The following is a 15,498-nucleotide window of genomic DNA, read 5'->3' on the forward strand; positions in this document are numbered from 1 at the left end:
GGCATTCATGAAACGTGTGCGTCTCGATGACGAACTGATTTCACAGGGCATCTGCGCCGATCGCGCGGATGCCCTTCGCACTCTTATGGCCGGCTTGGTCTCGAGTGGCGGCGAGCGTTTGACCTCACCGGGCCTTAAGGTGACGCCGGGCCTGCCGTTGCACGTGAAGGGTCGTATTCCCTACGTTGGGCGCGGCGGGCTCAAGCTCGAGGGCGCGCTCGATGCGTTTTGTATCGATCCCACGGGCCTTGCCTGCCTCGATGTGGGATGCTCCACGGGCGGCTTTACCGATTGCCTGCTCAAGCGCGGCGCCGCCACAGTCGTTTCGGTCGATGTGGGTCGCGCTCAGTTTGATTGGTCGCTTCGCCAAGACGAGCGCGTGACGCTCCACGAGCGCACCAACGTGACGCAGCTGCCCGAGCTCGGCTATGGCGGCTCTATCGACTTGGCTGTCTGCGACGTGTCGTTTACGAGTATCGCGAATATCATCGACGCCGTGCTGGCGTGCCTGAAGCCTTCGGGTTCGTTTTGCACGCTTGTAAAGCCCCAGTTTGAGGCGCCGGCTTCGCTGGTGGGCGAGGGCGGTATCGTGACCGACCCCGCCGTCCGCCGCGATACGCTCGTGGCGGCGATTGAACTCTTTGCCGCCAAGGGCCTGTTCCCGCTCGACGTGTGCGTGTCGCCCATCCATGGCGCCAAGGGCAACGTTGAGTTTTTCCTGTACGGCACGAGGTTTGCCACCGGTGACCGCACCGACGACGAGCTGCAATCCCAGGTATCGGTTTTGAGCGAGAAAGCTGCAACGCTATGAAGGTCTTTCTGGTTCCCAATTACTACAAACAAGAGGCGGTCGAGAGCGGCCTGATGCTCGAGCTTTGGCTTTCGCGCCAGGGCTACGAGGTCGCATGGGCTGCCGATCAGCGCTCCAAGATCCAGAGTACGCCCGATGTTGACGATGCCGACCTGGTCATTACGCTCGGCGGCGACGGTACGCTGCTGCGCGCCGCCCGCATTCTCAACTACCGCGAGATTCCCATTTTGGGTCTTTCCTATGGTCATTTGGGTTTTTTGACGGCCGCGAGCCCCGAGGAGCGCGACATTTTGCAGGTCGTGAGTGATGCCCTGTCCGGCGAGCTCCATGTGAGTCGCCGCGCCACCATCGCCGCCGATATCGTCTCGGTACGCGAAGACGGTACGAAGGATGTCGTGCGCACGTTTGCCCTCAACGATATGGCGCTTACGCGCGGACCCCTGTCCGATATGGTCGAGTTCGACATCACGGTGTCCGGCCATCATATCGACCGCCTGCGTGGTGACGGCGTCGTCGTTTCGACGGCGACCGGCTCCACCGGCTACGCGCTTTCCGCCGGCGGCCCCATCGTCAGCCCCGATTACACGGGCATGGTCTGTGTGCCCATCGCCCCGCATACCATTCAGGCTCGCGCTTTCTTGACTTCGCCGAGCGATGTCGTCGAGATCTTTATGTCAGATGATCGTCCGAGCGTGCCGGCGATTGCCATCGATGGACAGTTTATTACCTGCGATGGCACGGTCGAGAGCGTGGCCGTGCGTCGCGGTCCCGGCGATGTGCTGCTGCTGGATTACGGCCCCGAGAGCTTCTATAACTCGGTGAGCCGCGTGTTCTACGGAGTGCGTCATGATCGATGAGCTGCAGGTTTCCAACATTGCACTCATTCGCGAGGCGACGTTGGTTCCGAGCGCGGGTCTAACGGTTCTGACTGGAGAAACCGGCGCCGGTAAGACCGCGCTGCTCTCGGCACTCAAGCTCATTTTGGGCGAGCGCGCGGATTCGTCGACGGTGCGCGAGGGCGAGGCACTTGCCAGCGTCGAGGCGCGCCTGTTTGATGGCCCGCACGACACGGAGGGCTTCACCGTGCAGCGCAGCCTTTCTGCCGAGGGCCGCAGCCGTGTAAAAATTGACGGCCGCATCGCCAGCGTGCGCGAACTTTCGGAGCGCGTCGGCGTGATGATGGATCTTTGCGGCCAGCACGAGCACCAGCGCCTGCTCGACCCGGCGCACCACGTTGCCATGGTCGATGCTTGGGCTGGGCGCGCGGCGCTTGAGGCGCTCGAGAAGTATCGCACCTGCTTTAAGGCTTCGCGTGCCGCCGCCAAGGAGCTTCGCCGCGTCGAAGAGGCCTCGCGTGCGCAGGGGAGTCGCGTCGAGGAGGCGCGCTTCGCCCTGGAGCGCATCGCCGAGGTCGACCCCAAACCGGGCGAGTATGAGGAGCTCGAGGAGCTGCTGCCGCGCTCCGAGCATGCTGAGGTGTTGGTGGCCACGGCCAACGATGCCCATGCATCGCTTGCAGCTGAAGGGGGAGCGCTCGATGCCGTGAACAGTGCCGTGGCGGAGCTTTCCCGCATGGCGGCCGTCGACCGCAAGCTGGGTGATATCGCCGATGCGCTTTCGGATGCCTGTATCTCGCTTGAGGATTGTGCCAACGAGCTGCGCACCTATCGCGATGGGGTCGCCTTCGATCCGCGCGAGCTGGCTCGTATGCGCGAGCGCTATTCCGATCTTAAGGCCCTACTGCGTCAGTGGGGGCCCACCATGGACGATGTCTTTGCCATGCGCGACCGCTCACAAGAGCTGTTGTCGCTGGTCGATGATGGTGATGAGCGGATCAAGAAGGCTCGCGAGGCGCTCGGGTGTGCCGAACGCGAGCTTTTTGCTGCTGCCAAGGCGCTTAAACGCGTGCGGAATACCGCAGCCCCTCGCTTTTGCCACGAGGTTGGCCGTCAGATGGCGCGCCTGGAGATGGGCGACGCCGAGCTCGTTTGGGAGTCGCGCGATCTTCCGCGTGCCGAATGGACGCTGGCGGGGCCTTCGAGCTATGAGCTTTTGTATCGCAGTGGTGCCGGATTGACGCCGCGCCCCCTGCGCCGCATTGCGTCGGGCGGCGAGCTGAGCCGCGTCATGCTGGCGAGCAAGGTCGTTCTCGGTAACGCGGACGGCGTGGATACGCTGGTGTTCGACGAGGTCGATGCAGGTGTCGGCGGCTCTACCGCACGTGCCCTCGCGAGCGTGCTGGCAGATCTCGCCGCTACGCATCAGGTGATTGTCGTAACCCACCTGGCGCAGGTCGCCGTCATGGCCGATAAGCACTACGTGGTAAGTAAAGAGCCCGGCGACGTTCCCCAGACGCATCTGGATGAGGTGGCCGGGGACGCCCGCATCGCAGAGATCGCCCGCATGCTGAGCGGCGATCAATCGGAGGCAAGCCTGGCACACGCCAAGCAGATGCTGGAAGAGGCTCGAGGTTAGAACGAGCCGACAGTGTTGACGGGGACAAAATATCAGCAATTGTTGCACCGCCACTTGCTTGTCTGGCCCGACCGTCAAAAACTATGTCGGTTTACTACGATGAATCGGCGTAGCTCGAGCACAGCTAAAATTGTAAAAAGAAAACCGCAGGTAGAACCCCTGCGGTTTTCTTTTAAAACACGATGTGGTCGCATATTCCGATTTCATCGTAGTAAACCGGCATAGTTTTATCGGAATGGTACATAACGTCCCCTGATAAAACCTACTCCACGACCTTATCCGGCTGGATGAGCTCCTCGTAGTAGCTGATATGCTCGCGGGCGTCTTCAATCTCGGGCAGCAGGAAGTTGTAGATAACCTCGATGATCATCGTGGCACTCATCTTGGAGAACGCAAAGTCGCCCGTGGTGAGCAGTGCCTCGTGGTTCACAGTATTAAAGGTGTAGTCGGCCAGGCGAGCAAGCGGGGACTTGCTGTCGCTGCTGATGACGACAACGGTGGCGCCACAGCCGCGAGCCGCTTTTGCCATGCGATTCAGTCGACGCGACTTGCCGGAGTTCGAGATCAGCACGATGACATCTCCGGGGCGCAGCGTAAGCGCAAAACCAATCGAGGTCTCGCTGATGGTGCTTGCCATACAGCGAAGGCCCAGCTGCGAAAACTTAAACGTCGCGTCGAGCGCGACGGCGTTGGTGTTGCCTACGGCAGCAAACTCGATAGCCCCTGCGTTCTTAAACGCGTGCACGACGGCTGCCAACGTGTCGTGATCAATGCCATCGATAGTCGCATTGAGTTCGCTGACCTTGGCAGCGAGAATATTCTTGAGGCTCTGCTCCATATTGTCGAGCGAGACCTCGTCGGTGAGGCCTTCATTGCGCTGGCTTTCCAGATCGCGCGCTAGTGAAAACTGGAAACTGCGAAAACTGCCAAAACCCAGTTTGCGGCAGAAGCGCGAGACGGTTGCCTCGGAGGTTGCAGCGGCGCGCGAAAGCTGGGCGGCTGTCAGACGCGGGGCCTCGGACTGGTGCTCTAGGATATAGTCGACAATGCGCTGCTCGGACTCGCTGTACCCCCTGTGCATACTAATAAGGGAGAGTGCGCTCTTGCTGCTATCGGACATGGGATGGCTCCTGGCTGGCATGAAAATCGGACTTGTTTTGTAATGTCGTAGTATACGGGCATTTTCAATTACAAGATACACCTTGCCGTTTCAATAGTTGATGGTAAACTTTCATCGACCGTTTACGGTAATGAAAGAACCTTTCACCGGAGAAATGAGCTGTATTGCTTCTCATATAAGCGGTGGGTTGGTATCTTTCAGATGTGAAAAAACGCGCATTGAAGCGCGTGTAGGGGAGCGCCCGCGGGCGCTGTACTCAAGAAGGAGGGACACATGGCTAAGTTTGACATCATCGCCGCCACCGGTTGCCCGACCGGTATCGCGCACACCTTCATGGCGAAGGAGGCGCTGGAGAAGGCAGCTGCCGAGCGCGGTCTGACCATTAAGGTCGAGACCCATGGCCAGGTCGGTGTCGAGAACGAGCTCACCAAGAGTGAGATCGCTGGTGCCAAGGCCGTCGTCGTCGCAGCCGATAAGGATGTCCAGGCGGAGCGTTTCGCCGGTAAGCCCATGGTTTCCGTTGGTGTTTCCAAGGCCCTGTCCGTCGAGGCTGCCGGCAAGCTGATCGATCGTGCCCTTGCCGCCAAGGGCGACGACACGGTTGCGGCTGCTGCCGATGTCGAGGATGAGGTCGAGGAGAAGGAGTCCATCGGCCACATCATCTATAAGCACCTCATGAACGGCGTCAGCCACATGCTGGTCTTCGTCGTTGCCGGTGGTGTCCTGACCGCTGTTTCGTTCCTGTGGGGCATCACGTCCTTCGATTCGACGGCTGCCGACTACAACAGCTTCGCCGCTATGCTCAAGATCATCGGCGGCATTGCCATGAACCTCATGGTTCCCGTGCTTTCCGCCTACATCGCCGAGTCCATCGGCAAGCGCCCGGCGCTCGTTCCCGGCTTTGTTGCCGGTATGATCGCCATCCAGGGCCTGCCCGTTAACGCCGATACACACATGATCGATGCTGGCGGCACGGGCGTGGGCTTCGGCTTCCTCGGCGGCATCGTCGGCGGCTTCCTCGCTGGTTATGTCATCTTGCTGCTCGAGAAGGTCTTTGCCGGTCTGCCCAAGAACCTGGACGGCCTCAAGGCCATCTTCCTGTACCCGCTGTTCTCGACTGCTATCGTCGGTCTGGTCATGCTCGGCATCTCCGGCCCCATGGCTGCCATCAACACCGCCATGATGGACTTCCTCAAGGGTCTGTCTGCCTCTGGCGCTGTTGTCCTGGGTCTTGCTATTGGTTGCATGTGCGCCTTTGACATGGGCGGCCCGGTCAACAAGGCTGCTTACGTCACCGGTACCGCCATGCTCACCGAGGCCCTGGCTGCTGGTGTCGGCACCGACACCTACAACTTCGGCACCAACTTCATGGCTGCCGTCTCTGCCGCCTGCATCGTTCCGCCGCTGATCACCACCTTTGCCGTCATCGTCGGCAAGAAGTACTTCAGCCAGGAGGATCATGACGCCGGTGTCGTCAACCTCATCCTTGGTTGCACCCACATCACCGAGGGCGCCATTCCGTTCATGACCAAGAACATCTGGCCCGTCATGCCCATCATGATGCTCGGTTCCTCCATCGCCTCGATCCTGACCATTATGTTCAACGTTCACGATCCGGCGCCCCACGGTGGCTTCCTGGTCCTGCCCGTTGTCGAGAACGGTCCGCTGTGGGTCCTCGCGATCCTCATCGGCGCTGTGGTCGGTGGCATCCTGTTCGTCGCTTTCAAGAAGTATGACTTCGAGAAGAGCCAGAAGGCCGCTCCTGCCGCTCCCGCTAAGCCGGTCGAGGCCCCCAAGGCCGCTGCCGTCGAGGCTCCCAAGGCCGAGGCTGCCGATTTCGTGAAGGTCGAGAACGTTTTTGTCGCCGAGAACTTCGCTTCTCGTGACGAGGCCCTGAGCTTTGTCTCCAACCAGGCTGTCAAGGCCGGTGTCGCTGACGACGCCGATGCCGTGATGAATGCCTTCCTGGCCCGCGAGGCCGAGGGCTCCACGGGCATGATGGAGGGCTTCGCCATTCCGCATGCCAAGTCCGATGCCATTACCGATGCCGCCGTCATCGTCGTCAAGGACGACTCTGGCGTGACCGGTTGGGACACCATGGATGGCGCTCCCGTCAACGTGGCTATCGCCCTGCTTATTCCCGGTGCCCAGGCCGGCACCACGCACCTCAAGATCCTGTCCAAGGTCGCCGAGGCGCTTATGGACGAGGGCTTCCGTGCCACCGTCAAGGGTTCCACCGACGCCGCCGAGATCGCCAAGACGATCAACGCCCGTCTGGTCTAATCTCGCATCTCGCGAATAACATCGCCCCTTGTATATAAGGCGGGGACTCCACCAGGAGTCCCCGCCTTTTTCTACCCTTCCCACAAGTTGCGGTGAAATAGGGACTGTTTAAACGATTCAACCCCAAATTCAATCCATATTATCACCGCAAGTTAGAAGAAGGGGATAGCGCGGCCTGTCTATCGGATCGTCCGTGCGGATAAATATTCAGCCAGAATTCCGTTCTCACGATATTACTCTGGACCGACCAAGTTTCCGCAGCTTGCCTGCCGGGCGGGGCGGTTAAGTTTGTCGCGAGTTCCGCACGCAAAGGAAAGCACTTAATGTGCTTTCCGTCATGCGCAGGACTGTAGAGCAGCAAACTTAACCGCCCCGCCCGGCAGGCAAGCGGCCAGCAACGACATCCGTCCAATAATTCGTGCGAAACACAATGAAAAACAGTTTGATGTGAGTTAATATAAACAACGTCGTGAATATGGCTCCTGTCGCATGGCTGACAGGGGTTAAACACAAAAAGGAGTCAATTATGGTTTCTGAGAAGGCTACCCTCGTTAATCCTCAGGGTCTTCACATGCGTCCGGCTGGCCTCTTCGCCTCCACCATGGGCAAGTACGCCTGCGACGTGACGGTCGTCACCCCCGAGAAGGAGGTCAACGGCAAGTCCCCGATGGCCCTCATGGCTGCTGGTATCCCCTGCGGCACCGAGGTCGAGGTCAAGTGCGACGGCGCTGACGAGGCCGAGGCTCTGGCTGCTGCCATCGAGCTTATCAAGAGCGGTCTTGGCGAGTAGAACTCAAACGGGTCGCATGTTGAACAACTAAGTTCATATTTGGGGGCGCAGTGACCTGTTTTAAGGTAACTGCGCTCTTTTGTCATGGATATGGCAAAACGCTTTATCACATGACACGGAGAGAGGAATGGGAATGTATCAGGGAGTCAACGCTTCCGAGGGCATCGGTATCGGCACCGTTATGGTCGCCGTCGATCCCGACTTGACGTTTGAGCCGCACCAGGTTGCTGATTCGGCAGCAGAGAAGGAGCGCTATCAGTCCGCTCTTTCGGTCTTCTGCGAGAAGACCCAGGCTCAGGCCGACCACATGAAGGAGACGGTGGGCGAGGCCGAGGCCGAGATCATGAGCGGACACATCGTCCTGGCTCAGGACCCGGGCATGACCGACGCCATCAACGCCGCCATTGACGGCGGCACCTGCGCCGAGCAGGCGCTCATGGACACCTCGACCATGTTCGAGAACATGTTCCTGTCCATGGACGACGAGATGTTCCGTCTGCGCGCGGCCGATATCGCCGACATCCGCACCGGTATTCTGGCCGAGCTGCTGGGCAAGGAGGTCGTCGACCTTTCCGTCCTGCCCGAGAACACCGTCGTTGTCGTGCACGACCTTACGCCGTCCATGACCGCCACGATCGATAAGGCCCACGTTGCCGGTATCGTCACCGAGACCGGTGGCCGTACGTCGCACTCCGCGATTATCGCGCGCGCCCTCGAGATCCCGGCTGTCCTTTCGGTTTCCAACAGCTGCACCGCACTGCGCAACGGCATGACCGTTGTCGTCGACGGTGGCAAGGGCATCGTCGAGGCCGATCCCGACGAGGAGACGCTCGCCGCCTACACCGCCAAGGCCGAGGCCTTCGCTGCCGAGAAGGCAGCCCTCGAGGCCTTCCGCGGCAAGCCTTCTGTGACTGCCGATGGCATCAAGAAGATCATTGCCTGCAACATCGGTAACCCCGATGACGTGCCCAACGCGCTCGATCACGACGCCGAGGCTATCGGTCTGTTCCGCTCCGAGTTCCTGTTCATGGACTCTGCTGAGCTTCCTTCCGAGGAGGAGCAGTTCAACGCCTATCGCAAGGTTGCCAGTGCGCTCAAGGGCGCTCCCGTCATCATCCGCACGCTCGATGTGGGTGGCGACAAGGAGATTCCGTATCTGCACATGGTCAAGGAAGACAACCCCTTCATGGGCTTCCGCGCCGTGCGTTACTGCCTGGCAAATCCCGATCAGTACAAGGTCCAGCTCCGCGCCCTGCTGCGCGCCAGCGCCTTCGGTGACGTCAAGATCATGATCCCGCTCGTCACCTGCGTCGAGGAGGTCATGGCTGTCAAGGAGCTCGTCGAGCAGTGCAAGGCCGAGCTGACCGAAGAGGGTCGCAAGTTCAACGAGAACATCGAGGTCGGCATCATGGTCGAGACGCCCGCCGCTTCGCTGCTCGCTGACCGTCTTGCCGAGGTCGCCGACTTCTTCTCCATCGGCACCAACGACCTGATCGGCTACACCATGTGCGCCGACCGTGGTAACGACACCATCTCCAACCTGTACCAGGTTTACTATCCCGCCGTGCTCCGCTCGCTCAAGAACATCATCGAGAGCGGCGTGAAGGCCGGCATCATGGTCGGTATGTGCGGCGAGGCCGCTGCCGATCCACTGCTCGAGCCGCTGCTGATCAGCTGGGGCCTGGAGGAGTTCTCGATGAGCGCTCCGTCGATCCTGCGCGCCCGCAAGACCATCAGCCAGTGGACCAAGGCCGAGTGCGACGAGCTCGCCGAGAAGGCACTCGCCTGCAACACCGCCGCCGAGGTCAAGGCACTGCTCGAGTCCGCAGCTCGCTAATTTGGTATCAGAGGTAACCGCGTGGTTGGAATGGGCCGGCCACGCGGCCCTCACATATACAGGGGGTACTGTAAATGTTCTACACGCTAACCGCTAACCCGGCTGTCGACATGACGGTTTCGAGCTCTCCGCTTGAGCCCGACGAGAACGTCCGCACCGGCTCGGCCAGCTACACGGCTAACGGCAAGGGCCTCGACGTGTCCTTCGCCTTTAAGAAGATGGGCGTCGACACCGTCGCGCTCGGCTTCTTCGCCGGCTTCACGGGCAAGTTCATCGTCGAGGAGGTCATGAACCTGGGTTGCCTCTGCCGCCCGGTCTGGACCGACGGTATCACGCGCATTAACACCTATGTCAACGATGGCCAGCACGAGTACGGCATCCTGAACCCGGGTGCTCCGATCACGCCGCAGCACCAGGAGGAGCTCTACAACATCCTGGACACCGCGGGCGATCTCGAGTGCCTGATCGTTTCCGGCTCCGTGCCTCCCAAAGCTACGCCTGACTTCCTGGCTAAGGTCATGGAGCACGCTCAGGCTCGTGGCGCCGATGTCGTCTTGGACCTGTCCTCCGACAAGCTCAAGGAGCTCGCTCACAAGAAGCCGCTGCTCATCAAGCCGAACCATCACGAGATGAAGGCCATCTTCGGCGTGCCGGTCGACACCGACGACGAGGTCCGCGTTGCCATGAAGATGGCTCACGACGCCGGCGTTCAGAACGTGCTGCTCACCCGTGGTAGCCGCGGCGACGCTTACTTCTCCAACGGCGAGGACATCTGGTACGCCAAGCGTGAGTTCAACATTAAGCTGGTCTCTTCCGTCTGCGCCGGCGACTGCACCCTCGCTGCGTTCCTGCACAAGTGGTACAGGGATCGCGACAACGTCGAGGAGGCCATGAAGCTCGCTATGGCCACCGGCGCCAACGTTGCCGAGTCCGTCGGCATTGGCGACTTTGGTCACGTCGATGAGTACAGCAAGCGCGTTGCCGTCCGCAAGCTCGATCGTCAGTAATCGAATCGCGACATATTCGTGCGCATGCGGCGCCCCGGTTTCGGTCGGGGCGCCTTTTTTGTTCCGCCATGGGGGAGAGGTGTCCTGCCGTACTTCATCGCTTCCACACCGTTCACCGAGTTGTCCTAGCCTTTTACCGATGCGTGGAATATACTTTCATTAACACGTTGTTTCGTGAAAGGAACATCCATGATTTACACGCTCACTGCAAATCCCGCCATTGACTACAACATCGCCTGCGACGGCCTTACTGCCAATACCGTCACGCGTACCCGCAATGCCGTCTACACGCCCAACGGCAAGGGCCTCAACGTCTCGTTTACGCTTGACCACTATGGTGTCGACACCACGATCCTGGGTTTCTTCGCCGGCTTCTCGGGTGAGTTCATCGTCAAGGGCGCCGAGGCCCTGGGCGTGCCCGTCAAGCCCGTGTGGACCGACGGTATTACACGCGTCAATGTGTTCCTCAACGCCGGTCCCGACACCGAGTACAACATGGTCAATGCCGGTGCCGCCATCAATGAGGCCAACGAGCAGGAGATGTTTGAACTTATCGATTCGCTCGATGACATGACCTGCCTGGTCATCAGCGGCTCGCTGCCTCCCAACACTTCCGAGGGCTTCTTGGCCGAGGTCCTGCGCCGTGTCAAGGCCAAGGGGGCCGAGTTCGTCCTCGACATCTCGAGCCATCAGCTGGCAGACCTCATTGCTCTGGAGCCACTGCTGATCAAGCCCAATGACGACGAGCTGCTTGACATCTTTGGCATCAAGGTGAGCGGTGGCGACGACGAGTCCGTCAAGGGCGCTATGGCCGAGCTGCACGCCAAGGGCGCCAAGAACGTGCTGCTGACCCTTGGTGGCGCCGGTGCGTACTTCTCCAACGGCGAGCATATCTGGTTTGCCAACCGCACCTTCGACGTCAAGCTGCTGTCGACGGTGTGCGCCGGCGATTCCTCGCTCGCTGCCTTCCTGTCCGTGTGGCACGACGCCCCCGAGCGCGTCGGGGACGCCCTGCGCCTTTCGATGGCCACTGGCGCCAACGTGGTCGAGTGCCCCGGTCTGGGTGATTTTGCCAAGGTGGACGAATATAAGAAGCACATCGAGGTTCGCCAGGTCTGCTAGTTCCGGCACCTTGTCTGAATAGTTTGATTATTTCGCATCCGTCTTAGACTAGGACGGATGCGTTTTTGTTTATCGGACTTGCATGTGCAGTGGAGGCTGTTTCTTGCTAGACTTCTTGCAGACGCAATCGATAGCCAATTTGATAGTCGCAGGAGGCCATAGGCATGTGCAATGTTTCGCTCAACGGTACTCAACCGTCCGATGCGTCCCTGTGCGTCCTGCGCGCGCTTGAGGCGGCTGGTCTTGAGGCTTGGTACGTGGGCGGTTGGGTGCGCGACGCCCTGATGGGGTACCCCAGCCACGATGTTGATATGTGCTGTAGCGGCCTGTGGCAGGAGTCCAAAGCGGCGCTCGAGGCCGCCGGCATCGCGGTTGTGGAGTCGGGCATTAAATTTGGCGGAATCACGGCTATTTCCGATGGCGAGCGTATCGAGGTCACCACGTACCGTCTGGATGGCTTTTACACCGATGGTCGCCATCCCCAGAGTGTGGAGCGTGCCGCCTCGCTCGAGGACGATCTGGCGCGCCGCGACTTTACCGTCAATGCCATGGCCTGGCATCCCGAGCGCGGGCTTGTCGACCGCTACGACGGCCAGGGTGACTTGGAGCGCAAGCTGATTCGCGCTGTCGGCGATCCCAAGCGTCGCTTTAACGAGGACGCCCTGCGCATGCTGCGTGCGGTGCGCTTTGCCTGCCGTCTGGACTTTATGATTGAGCCCGAGACCAAGCGTGCGCTTGCCGAGTGCGCGCCGCTGCTCGATGCCGTGGCGCGTGAGCGTGTGGGTATTGAGCTCGAGGGCATTCTTTCGACCGGTCACGGGGGAGACGCCATGTTGCGCTACCCTGAGCTCATCTGCGCCGCTGTGCCCGAGTTGGCAGCGGGTCGCGGGTTTGATCAGCGAAGTGTCTATCATGCGTTTAACGTCTACGAGCATATCGCCCGTGTGCTGACGGTGGCAGGGGAGCTGGCGCTGTGCGACGGCGTCGCGCCATCGTCGAGCCTTATGTGGGCGGCGTTTTTGCACGATGTCTCCAAGCCCGAGTGCTTTACGGTCGATCACGCCGGCAGCGGACACTTCTACGGTCATCCCGAGCTCGGCGCCAAGAAAGCGCGCGTCATTATGGATCGCCTGGCACTCTCGCACGACCTGGTGCGCGACGTTTGCCTGCTCATCAAATATCACGATAAGCCGCTGCGCCCCGAGCGCTCCTGCCTGCTCAATATGATGCGCGCGCTTTCGGGTGAGGGCGTCGACACGGCCCGCCTGATTGACGAGCTCATGGACCTCAAGCGTGCTGACACGCTTGGCAAGGCCCCATCGTGCTTCTATTACGTTGAGACGATTGAGGAGATGCGCGCGATGGCGCACGAGCTGCTGAGGGCGGGGGAGCCCTATACGCTCAAGATGCTCGCCATCAACGGCGGCGACCTGATCCGTGCTGGAGTCAAGCCCGGGCCGGAACTGGGGCAGCTTCTCAACTCCGCCCTCGACGCCGTGATCGAAGACAACATTCCCAACGATCGCGAAGCTCTTTTGGTCCATCTCAACTTGAATTAGCTACCTAGTTTACCTGCGTGTTCCATAACCTGCCGACAATTTTTCGGCAATTTGGAATTTCTTCTTGCGCTGACGTTTTTTGTCCCGTAATATATTACCCCGCAGCACGGCAGTGCAGATGTCATGTGGCCCGTTCGTCTAGCGGTTTAGGACGCCGCCCTCTCAAGGCGGAGATCACCAGTTCGAATCTGGTACGGGCTACCACTTCTTTTCTGCTGAGGCTTATGGCCCGTTCGTCTAGCGGTTTAGGACGCCGCCCTCTCAAGGCGGAGATCACCAGTTCGAATCTGGTACGGGCTACCACGCATCTGATACCCGGACTTCCTATGGAAGGCCGGGTTTTTTATTTTTAAACAACCGTCTGCAATTCCCGTTTGAACCAGAGCTTTGCGTTCTGCCTATGGCCCTTACGGGTACAATATCCAAGATATTTTGACTGTTAGAAGGAGTCTCATGACGGAGTCCTCTCAGCATACGTCTAAGCCCCAGGTCGAGGTTGAGGCCTCGGGCGGAGATGACAATAAGAGCGCACGCCGCGGCGCCATCTTTATCGGCGTCGTGCTGGTAGGTTATATCGTCTATCTGGTGGTAACCGGGCAGATGGGGCAGTTCTGGGCCGCTATGTCGAGCGTCCAGGCGTCATGGCTCATTGTCGCGTGTCTTTGCATGTTCATGTACCTGTTCTTTGGCATTGTGGCCTATGCGATTGCCGTCTGGCTCGATCCCAATTCGCCCGTCGGCATCCGCGACCTGATCTCGGTCGAGGCGAGTGGCATCTTCTTTGGCAACCTGACGCCCATGATGATGGGCTCCACCCCGGCTCAGATCTATCGCCTGACCAAGGCCGGCCAAAACGTGGGCGAGGCCGGCGCCACGCAGTTCACGCGCTTTATCGTGTATCAGTTTGGCCTCGTTGCCTGGGGCGCTATCCTACTGCTTGCTCGCATGCCTTTTTTTGCCGAGCGCTATGGCGACATGACGCTGCTGTGTGTCTTTAGCTTTGGTGGGCACTGCTGCATCTTGCTTGGCATCTTCGCCGTCGCGCTCATGCCTAAGACCGTCACGCGCGTCGCCCATTGCATCATCAATTGGCTCGAGCGCATTGGTGTCTCGGCCACTAAGATCGAGGGTTGGCGCACGTTTGTCGATGGCGAGATCTACTCGTTCTCTGAGAAGTTCAAGCTTTCGGCTGGCCACTTTTCGTCCATGCTGCTCACGGTGGTCATCACCATGCTGCAGCTCGCGTTTTTCTACCTCGTGCCGTATTTCCTGATGCTTGCCTTTGGCCACCATGAGGTCGACTTTTTCTCGGTCATGGCCGCGAGCGCCTTTGTCCAGCTGTTGAGCTCTGCGGTCCCCCTGCCCGGTGGAACTGGTGGCGCTGAGGGCGGCTTTGCATTGTTCTTGGGTCATTTCTTTGGGTCGGCTTCGACCGCCGGCTATCTGCTGTGGCGTCTCATTACGTTTATTGCGCCGACCATTTTGGCTGCGCCCCTGTTGGGACTTAAGAGCGCCCACAACGAGAGCATCCATGCGCGCTGGGATCGCGTGATGCGCAAGCTCGGCCGCACGCCTCAGACGCCCTCTGCGCCCACTAAGCCGCACCCCACGAATGCTGTTACCGTTGATCCCAAGAAGCAGGCTCAGAAGGCTTCTGGGACCGCTAAGCCGGCTCATAAGGCCTATGTGCGCCAGACAGGCGATGGTATTCGCGTATCTCCGTCGGCACTCAATAAGAAGAAGCACCCTAAGTCGCAGTAGGGCAGTCGTGCGTTCTTCATGATGCGGGGCATATTTGTACTGTATGGGGGATAATCCTCTTACGTAGATTATCTCTCATCTGTTGATGAATGCTCGCATATCGAAGGGACATGCCCATGGCAACCAGCAAACCGCGTCTTGACCGCCGCATCGTTCGCAGCCGCAATGCCATCCTTTCCGCTTTCGAGCGCCTGCTCATGGAAAAGCCGCTGGCAGACATTACGGTGAGTGCCATCGCGCGCGAGGCCAATGTCGACCGCAAGACCTTTTACGTTCACTTTGGCACGGTTGACGGCCTGCTCGATGCCATTGCCGTCGATGTGGTGGAGATGATTGTCGACTCGGTCGAGAAAACGCTTGCTTCCATGGACGGCGACACCAACGAGCGCGCCCTGGGCGCGGCGGCGACCTTCTTTAAAACCGTTAACGAGGCACTGTGCAACAACTTGGTGCTCAATCGTCAGCTGATCGAGAACATTCCGCTCGATGATTTTATGGCTCGTCTTCGTGCGCCGCTCGAGCACGAGATTGCCGAACGCGATCTGCTGCCCCAAGGTCTCAAGGACGAGATGTTCGACTACTATCTGGCGTTTTTGCTGTCGGGTATTATCGGTATCTATCGCACGTGGGCGCTGTCTGACGGTTCGGTTCCTATCGAGCGCGTCTCTGGGGTCGCCAACGATCTGACTCTCAACGGTCTGTCGAGTCTGGAATCTCGCTTCGAATAGCATCG

The 15,498-nt window shown here is 59.7% G+C and carries 12 protein-coding genes and 2 tRNA genes; 13 read left to right on the plus strand and 1 reads right to left on the minus strand.

Annotated features, from left to right (window positions below):
• Positions 1-7 precede the first annotated feature (7 nt).
• The 3 genes from ACGHEN_RS04805 to ACGHEN_RS04815 are packed head-to-tail and all read left to right on the plus strand — an operon-like array spanning position 8 to position 3,286.
• Positions 8-811, plus strand: coding sequence for a TlyA family RNA methyltransferase (locus tag ACGHEN_RS04805; protein WP_390399371.1), 804 nt, complete (start codon positions 8-10; stop codon positions 809-811).
• Positions 808-1,668, plus strand: coding sequence for an NAD(+)/NADH kinase (locus tag ACGHEN_RS04810; protein ID WP_390397663.1), 861 nt, complete (start codon positions 808-810; stop codon positions 1,666-1,668). The genes ACGHEN_RS04805 and ACGHEN_RS04810 overlap by 4 nt, the downstream gene beginning before the upstream one ends.
• The gene (locus ACGHEN_RS04815; RefSeq protein ID WP_390397665.1) at positions 1,658-3,286 is read left to right on the plus strand and encodes a DNA repair protein RecN; all 1,629 of its coding nucleotides are present in this window, start codon (positions 1,658-1,660) and stop codon (positions 3,284-3,286) included. Before ACGHEN_RS04810 ends, ACGHEN_RS04815 begins: the two co-directional genes overlap by 11 nt.
• Before the next feature lie 262 nt (positions 3,287-3,548).
• On the opposite strand, the gene ACGHEN_RS04820 is transcribed toward ACGHEN_RS04815, so the two are convergent.
• On the minus strand, positions 3,549-4,406 hold the full coding sequence (locus ACGHEN_RS04820) for a MurR/RpiR family transcriptional regulator (RefSeq protein WP_390397668.1): 858 nt from the start codon (positions 4,404-4,406) through the stop codon (positions 3,549-3,551).
• Between the two features lie 273 nt (positions 4,407-4,679).
• Here ACGHEN_RS04820 and ACGHEN_RS04825 point away from each other — a divergent pair, with 273 nt between their 5' ends.
• The 10 genes from ACGHEN_RS04825 (at position 4,680) to ACGHEN_RS04870 (ending at position 15,493) form a co-directional block, all read left to right on the plus strand.
• Positions 4,680-6,689 carry a fructose-specific PTS transporter subunit EIIC gene (locus ACGHEN_RS04825; RefSeq protein WP_390397670.1) on the plus strand — a complete coding sequence of 670 codons (2,010 nt, stop codon included), beginning with the start codon at positions 4,680-4,682 and terminating at the stop codon, positions 6,687-6,689.
• Positions 6,690-7,215: 526 nt separating this feature from the next.
• On the plus strand, positions 7,216-7,479 hold the full coding sequence (locus tag ACGHEN_RS04830) for an HPr family phosphocarrier protein (protein WP_022094575.1): 264 nt from the start codon (positions 7,216-7,218) through the stop codon (positions 7,477-7,479).
• Positions 7,480-7,612: 133 nt separating this feature from the next.
• A complete protein-coding gene (gene ptsP / locus ACGHEN_RS04835) occupies positions 7,613-9,316 on the plus strand; it encodes a phosphoenolpyruvate--protein phosphotransferase (RefSeq protein ID WP_390397673.1) in 1,704 nt (567 codons plus the stop codon).
• Between the two features lie 74 nt (positions 9,317-9,390).
• A complete protein-coding gene (locus ACGHEN_RS04840) occupies positions 9,391-10,323 on the plus strand; it encodes a 1-phosphofructokinase family hexose kinase (protein ID WP_055309489.1) in 933 nt (310 codons plus the stop codon).
• A gap of 189 nt (positions 10,324-10,512) precedes the next feature.
• Entirely contained in the window at positions 10,513-11,445 is a 933-nt protein-coding gene (locus ACGHEN_RS04845) for a 1-phosphofructokinase family hexose kinase (RefSeq protein ID WP_138112436.1), read from the plus strand.
• A 164-nt stretch (positions 11,446-11,609) separates the two neighbouring features.
• Positions 11,610-13,004, plus strand: coding sequence for a CCA tRNA nucleotidyltransferase (locus ACGHEN_RS04850; protein ID WP_138112438.1), 1,395 nt, complete (start codon positions 11,610-11,612; stop codon positions 13,002-13,004).
• Positions 13,005-13,131: 127 nt separating this feature from the next.
• Positions 13,132-13,208, plus strand: a tRNA-Glu gene (locus ACGHEN_RS04855).
• Positions 13,209-13,230: 22 nt separating this feature from the next.
• Positions 13,231-13,307 (plus strand) — tRNA-Glu (locus ACGHEN_RS04860).
• A 150-nt stretch (positions 13,308-13,457) separates the two neighbouring features.
• Positions 13,458-14,765, plus strand: coding sequence for a YbhN family protein (locus ACGHEN_RS04865; RefSeq protein ID WP_390397678.1), 1,308 nt, complete (start codon positions 13,458-13,460; stop codon positions 14,763-14,765).
• 116 nt (positions 14,766-14,881) lie between these two features.
• Positions 14,882-15,493, plus strand: a complete 612-nt coding sequence (locus ACGHEN_RS04870; RefSeq protein ID WP_175406030.1) for a TetR/AcrR family transcriptional regulator — start codon at positions 14,882-14,884, stop codon at positions 15,491-15,493.
• Positions 15,494-15,498: the final 5 nt, after the last annotated feature.

The sequence above is a fragment of the Collinsella sp. i06-0019-1H4 genome, assembly GCF_042849575.1.
GTDB lineage: Bacteria > Actinomycetota > Coriobacteriia > Coriobacteriales > Coriobacteriaceae > Collinsella.

Coding starts and splice junctions, on each gene's coding strand:
- ACGHEN_RS04805 (WP_390399371.1), top strand. CDS start 8: ATGAAACGTGTGCGTCTCGATGACGAACTGATTTCACAGGGCATCTGC.
- ACGHEN_RS04810 (WP_390397663.1), top strand. CDS start 808: ATGAAGGTCTTTCTGGTTCCCAATTACTACAAACAAGAGGCGGTCGAG.
- ACGHEN_RS04815 (WP_390397665.1), top strand. CDS start 1,658: ATGATCGATGAGCTGCAGGTTTCCAACATTGCACTCATTCGCGAGGCG.
- ACGHEN_RS04820 (WP_390397668.1), bottom strand. CDS start 4,406: ATGTCCGATAGCAGCAAGAGCGCACTCTCCCTTATTAGTATGCACAGG.
- ACGHEN_RS04825 (WP_390397670.1), top strand. CDS start 4,680: ATGGCTAAGTTTGACATCATCGCCGCCACCGGTTGCCCGACCGGTATC.
- ACGHEN_RS04830 (WP_022094575.1), top strand. CDS start 7,216: ATGGTTTCTGAGAAGGCTACCCTCGTTAATCCTCAGGGTCTTCACATG.
- ptsP (WP_390397673.1), top strand. CDS start 7,613: ATGTATCAGGGAGTCAACGCTTCCGAGGGCATCGGTATCGGCACCGTT.
- ACGHEN_RS04840 (WP_055309489.1), top strand. CDS start 9,391: ATGTTCTACACGCTAACCGCTAACCCGGCTGTCGACATGACGGTTTCG.
- ACGHEN_RS04845 (WP_138112436.1), top strand. CDS start 10,513: ATGATTTACACGCTCACTGCAAATCCCGCCATTGACTACAACATCGCC.
- ACGHEN_RS04850 (WP_138112438.1), top strand. CDS start 11,610: ATGTGCAATGTTTCGCTCAACGGTACTCAACCGTCCGATGCGTCCCTG.
- ACGHEN_RS04865 (WP_390397678.1), top strand. CDS start 13,458: ATGACGGAGTCCTCTCAGCATACGTCTAAGCCCCAGGTCGAGGTTGAG.
- ACGHEN_RS04870 (WP_175406030.1), top strand. CDS start 14,882: ATGGCAACCAGCAAACCGCGTCTTGACCGCCGCATCGTTCGCAGCCGC.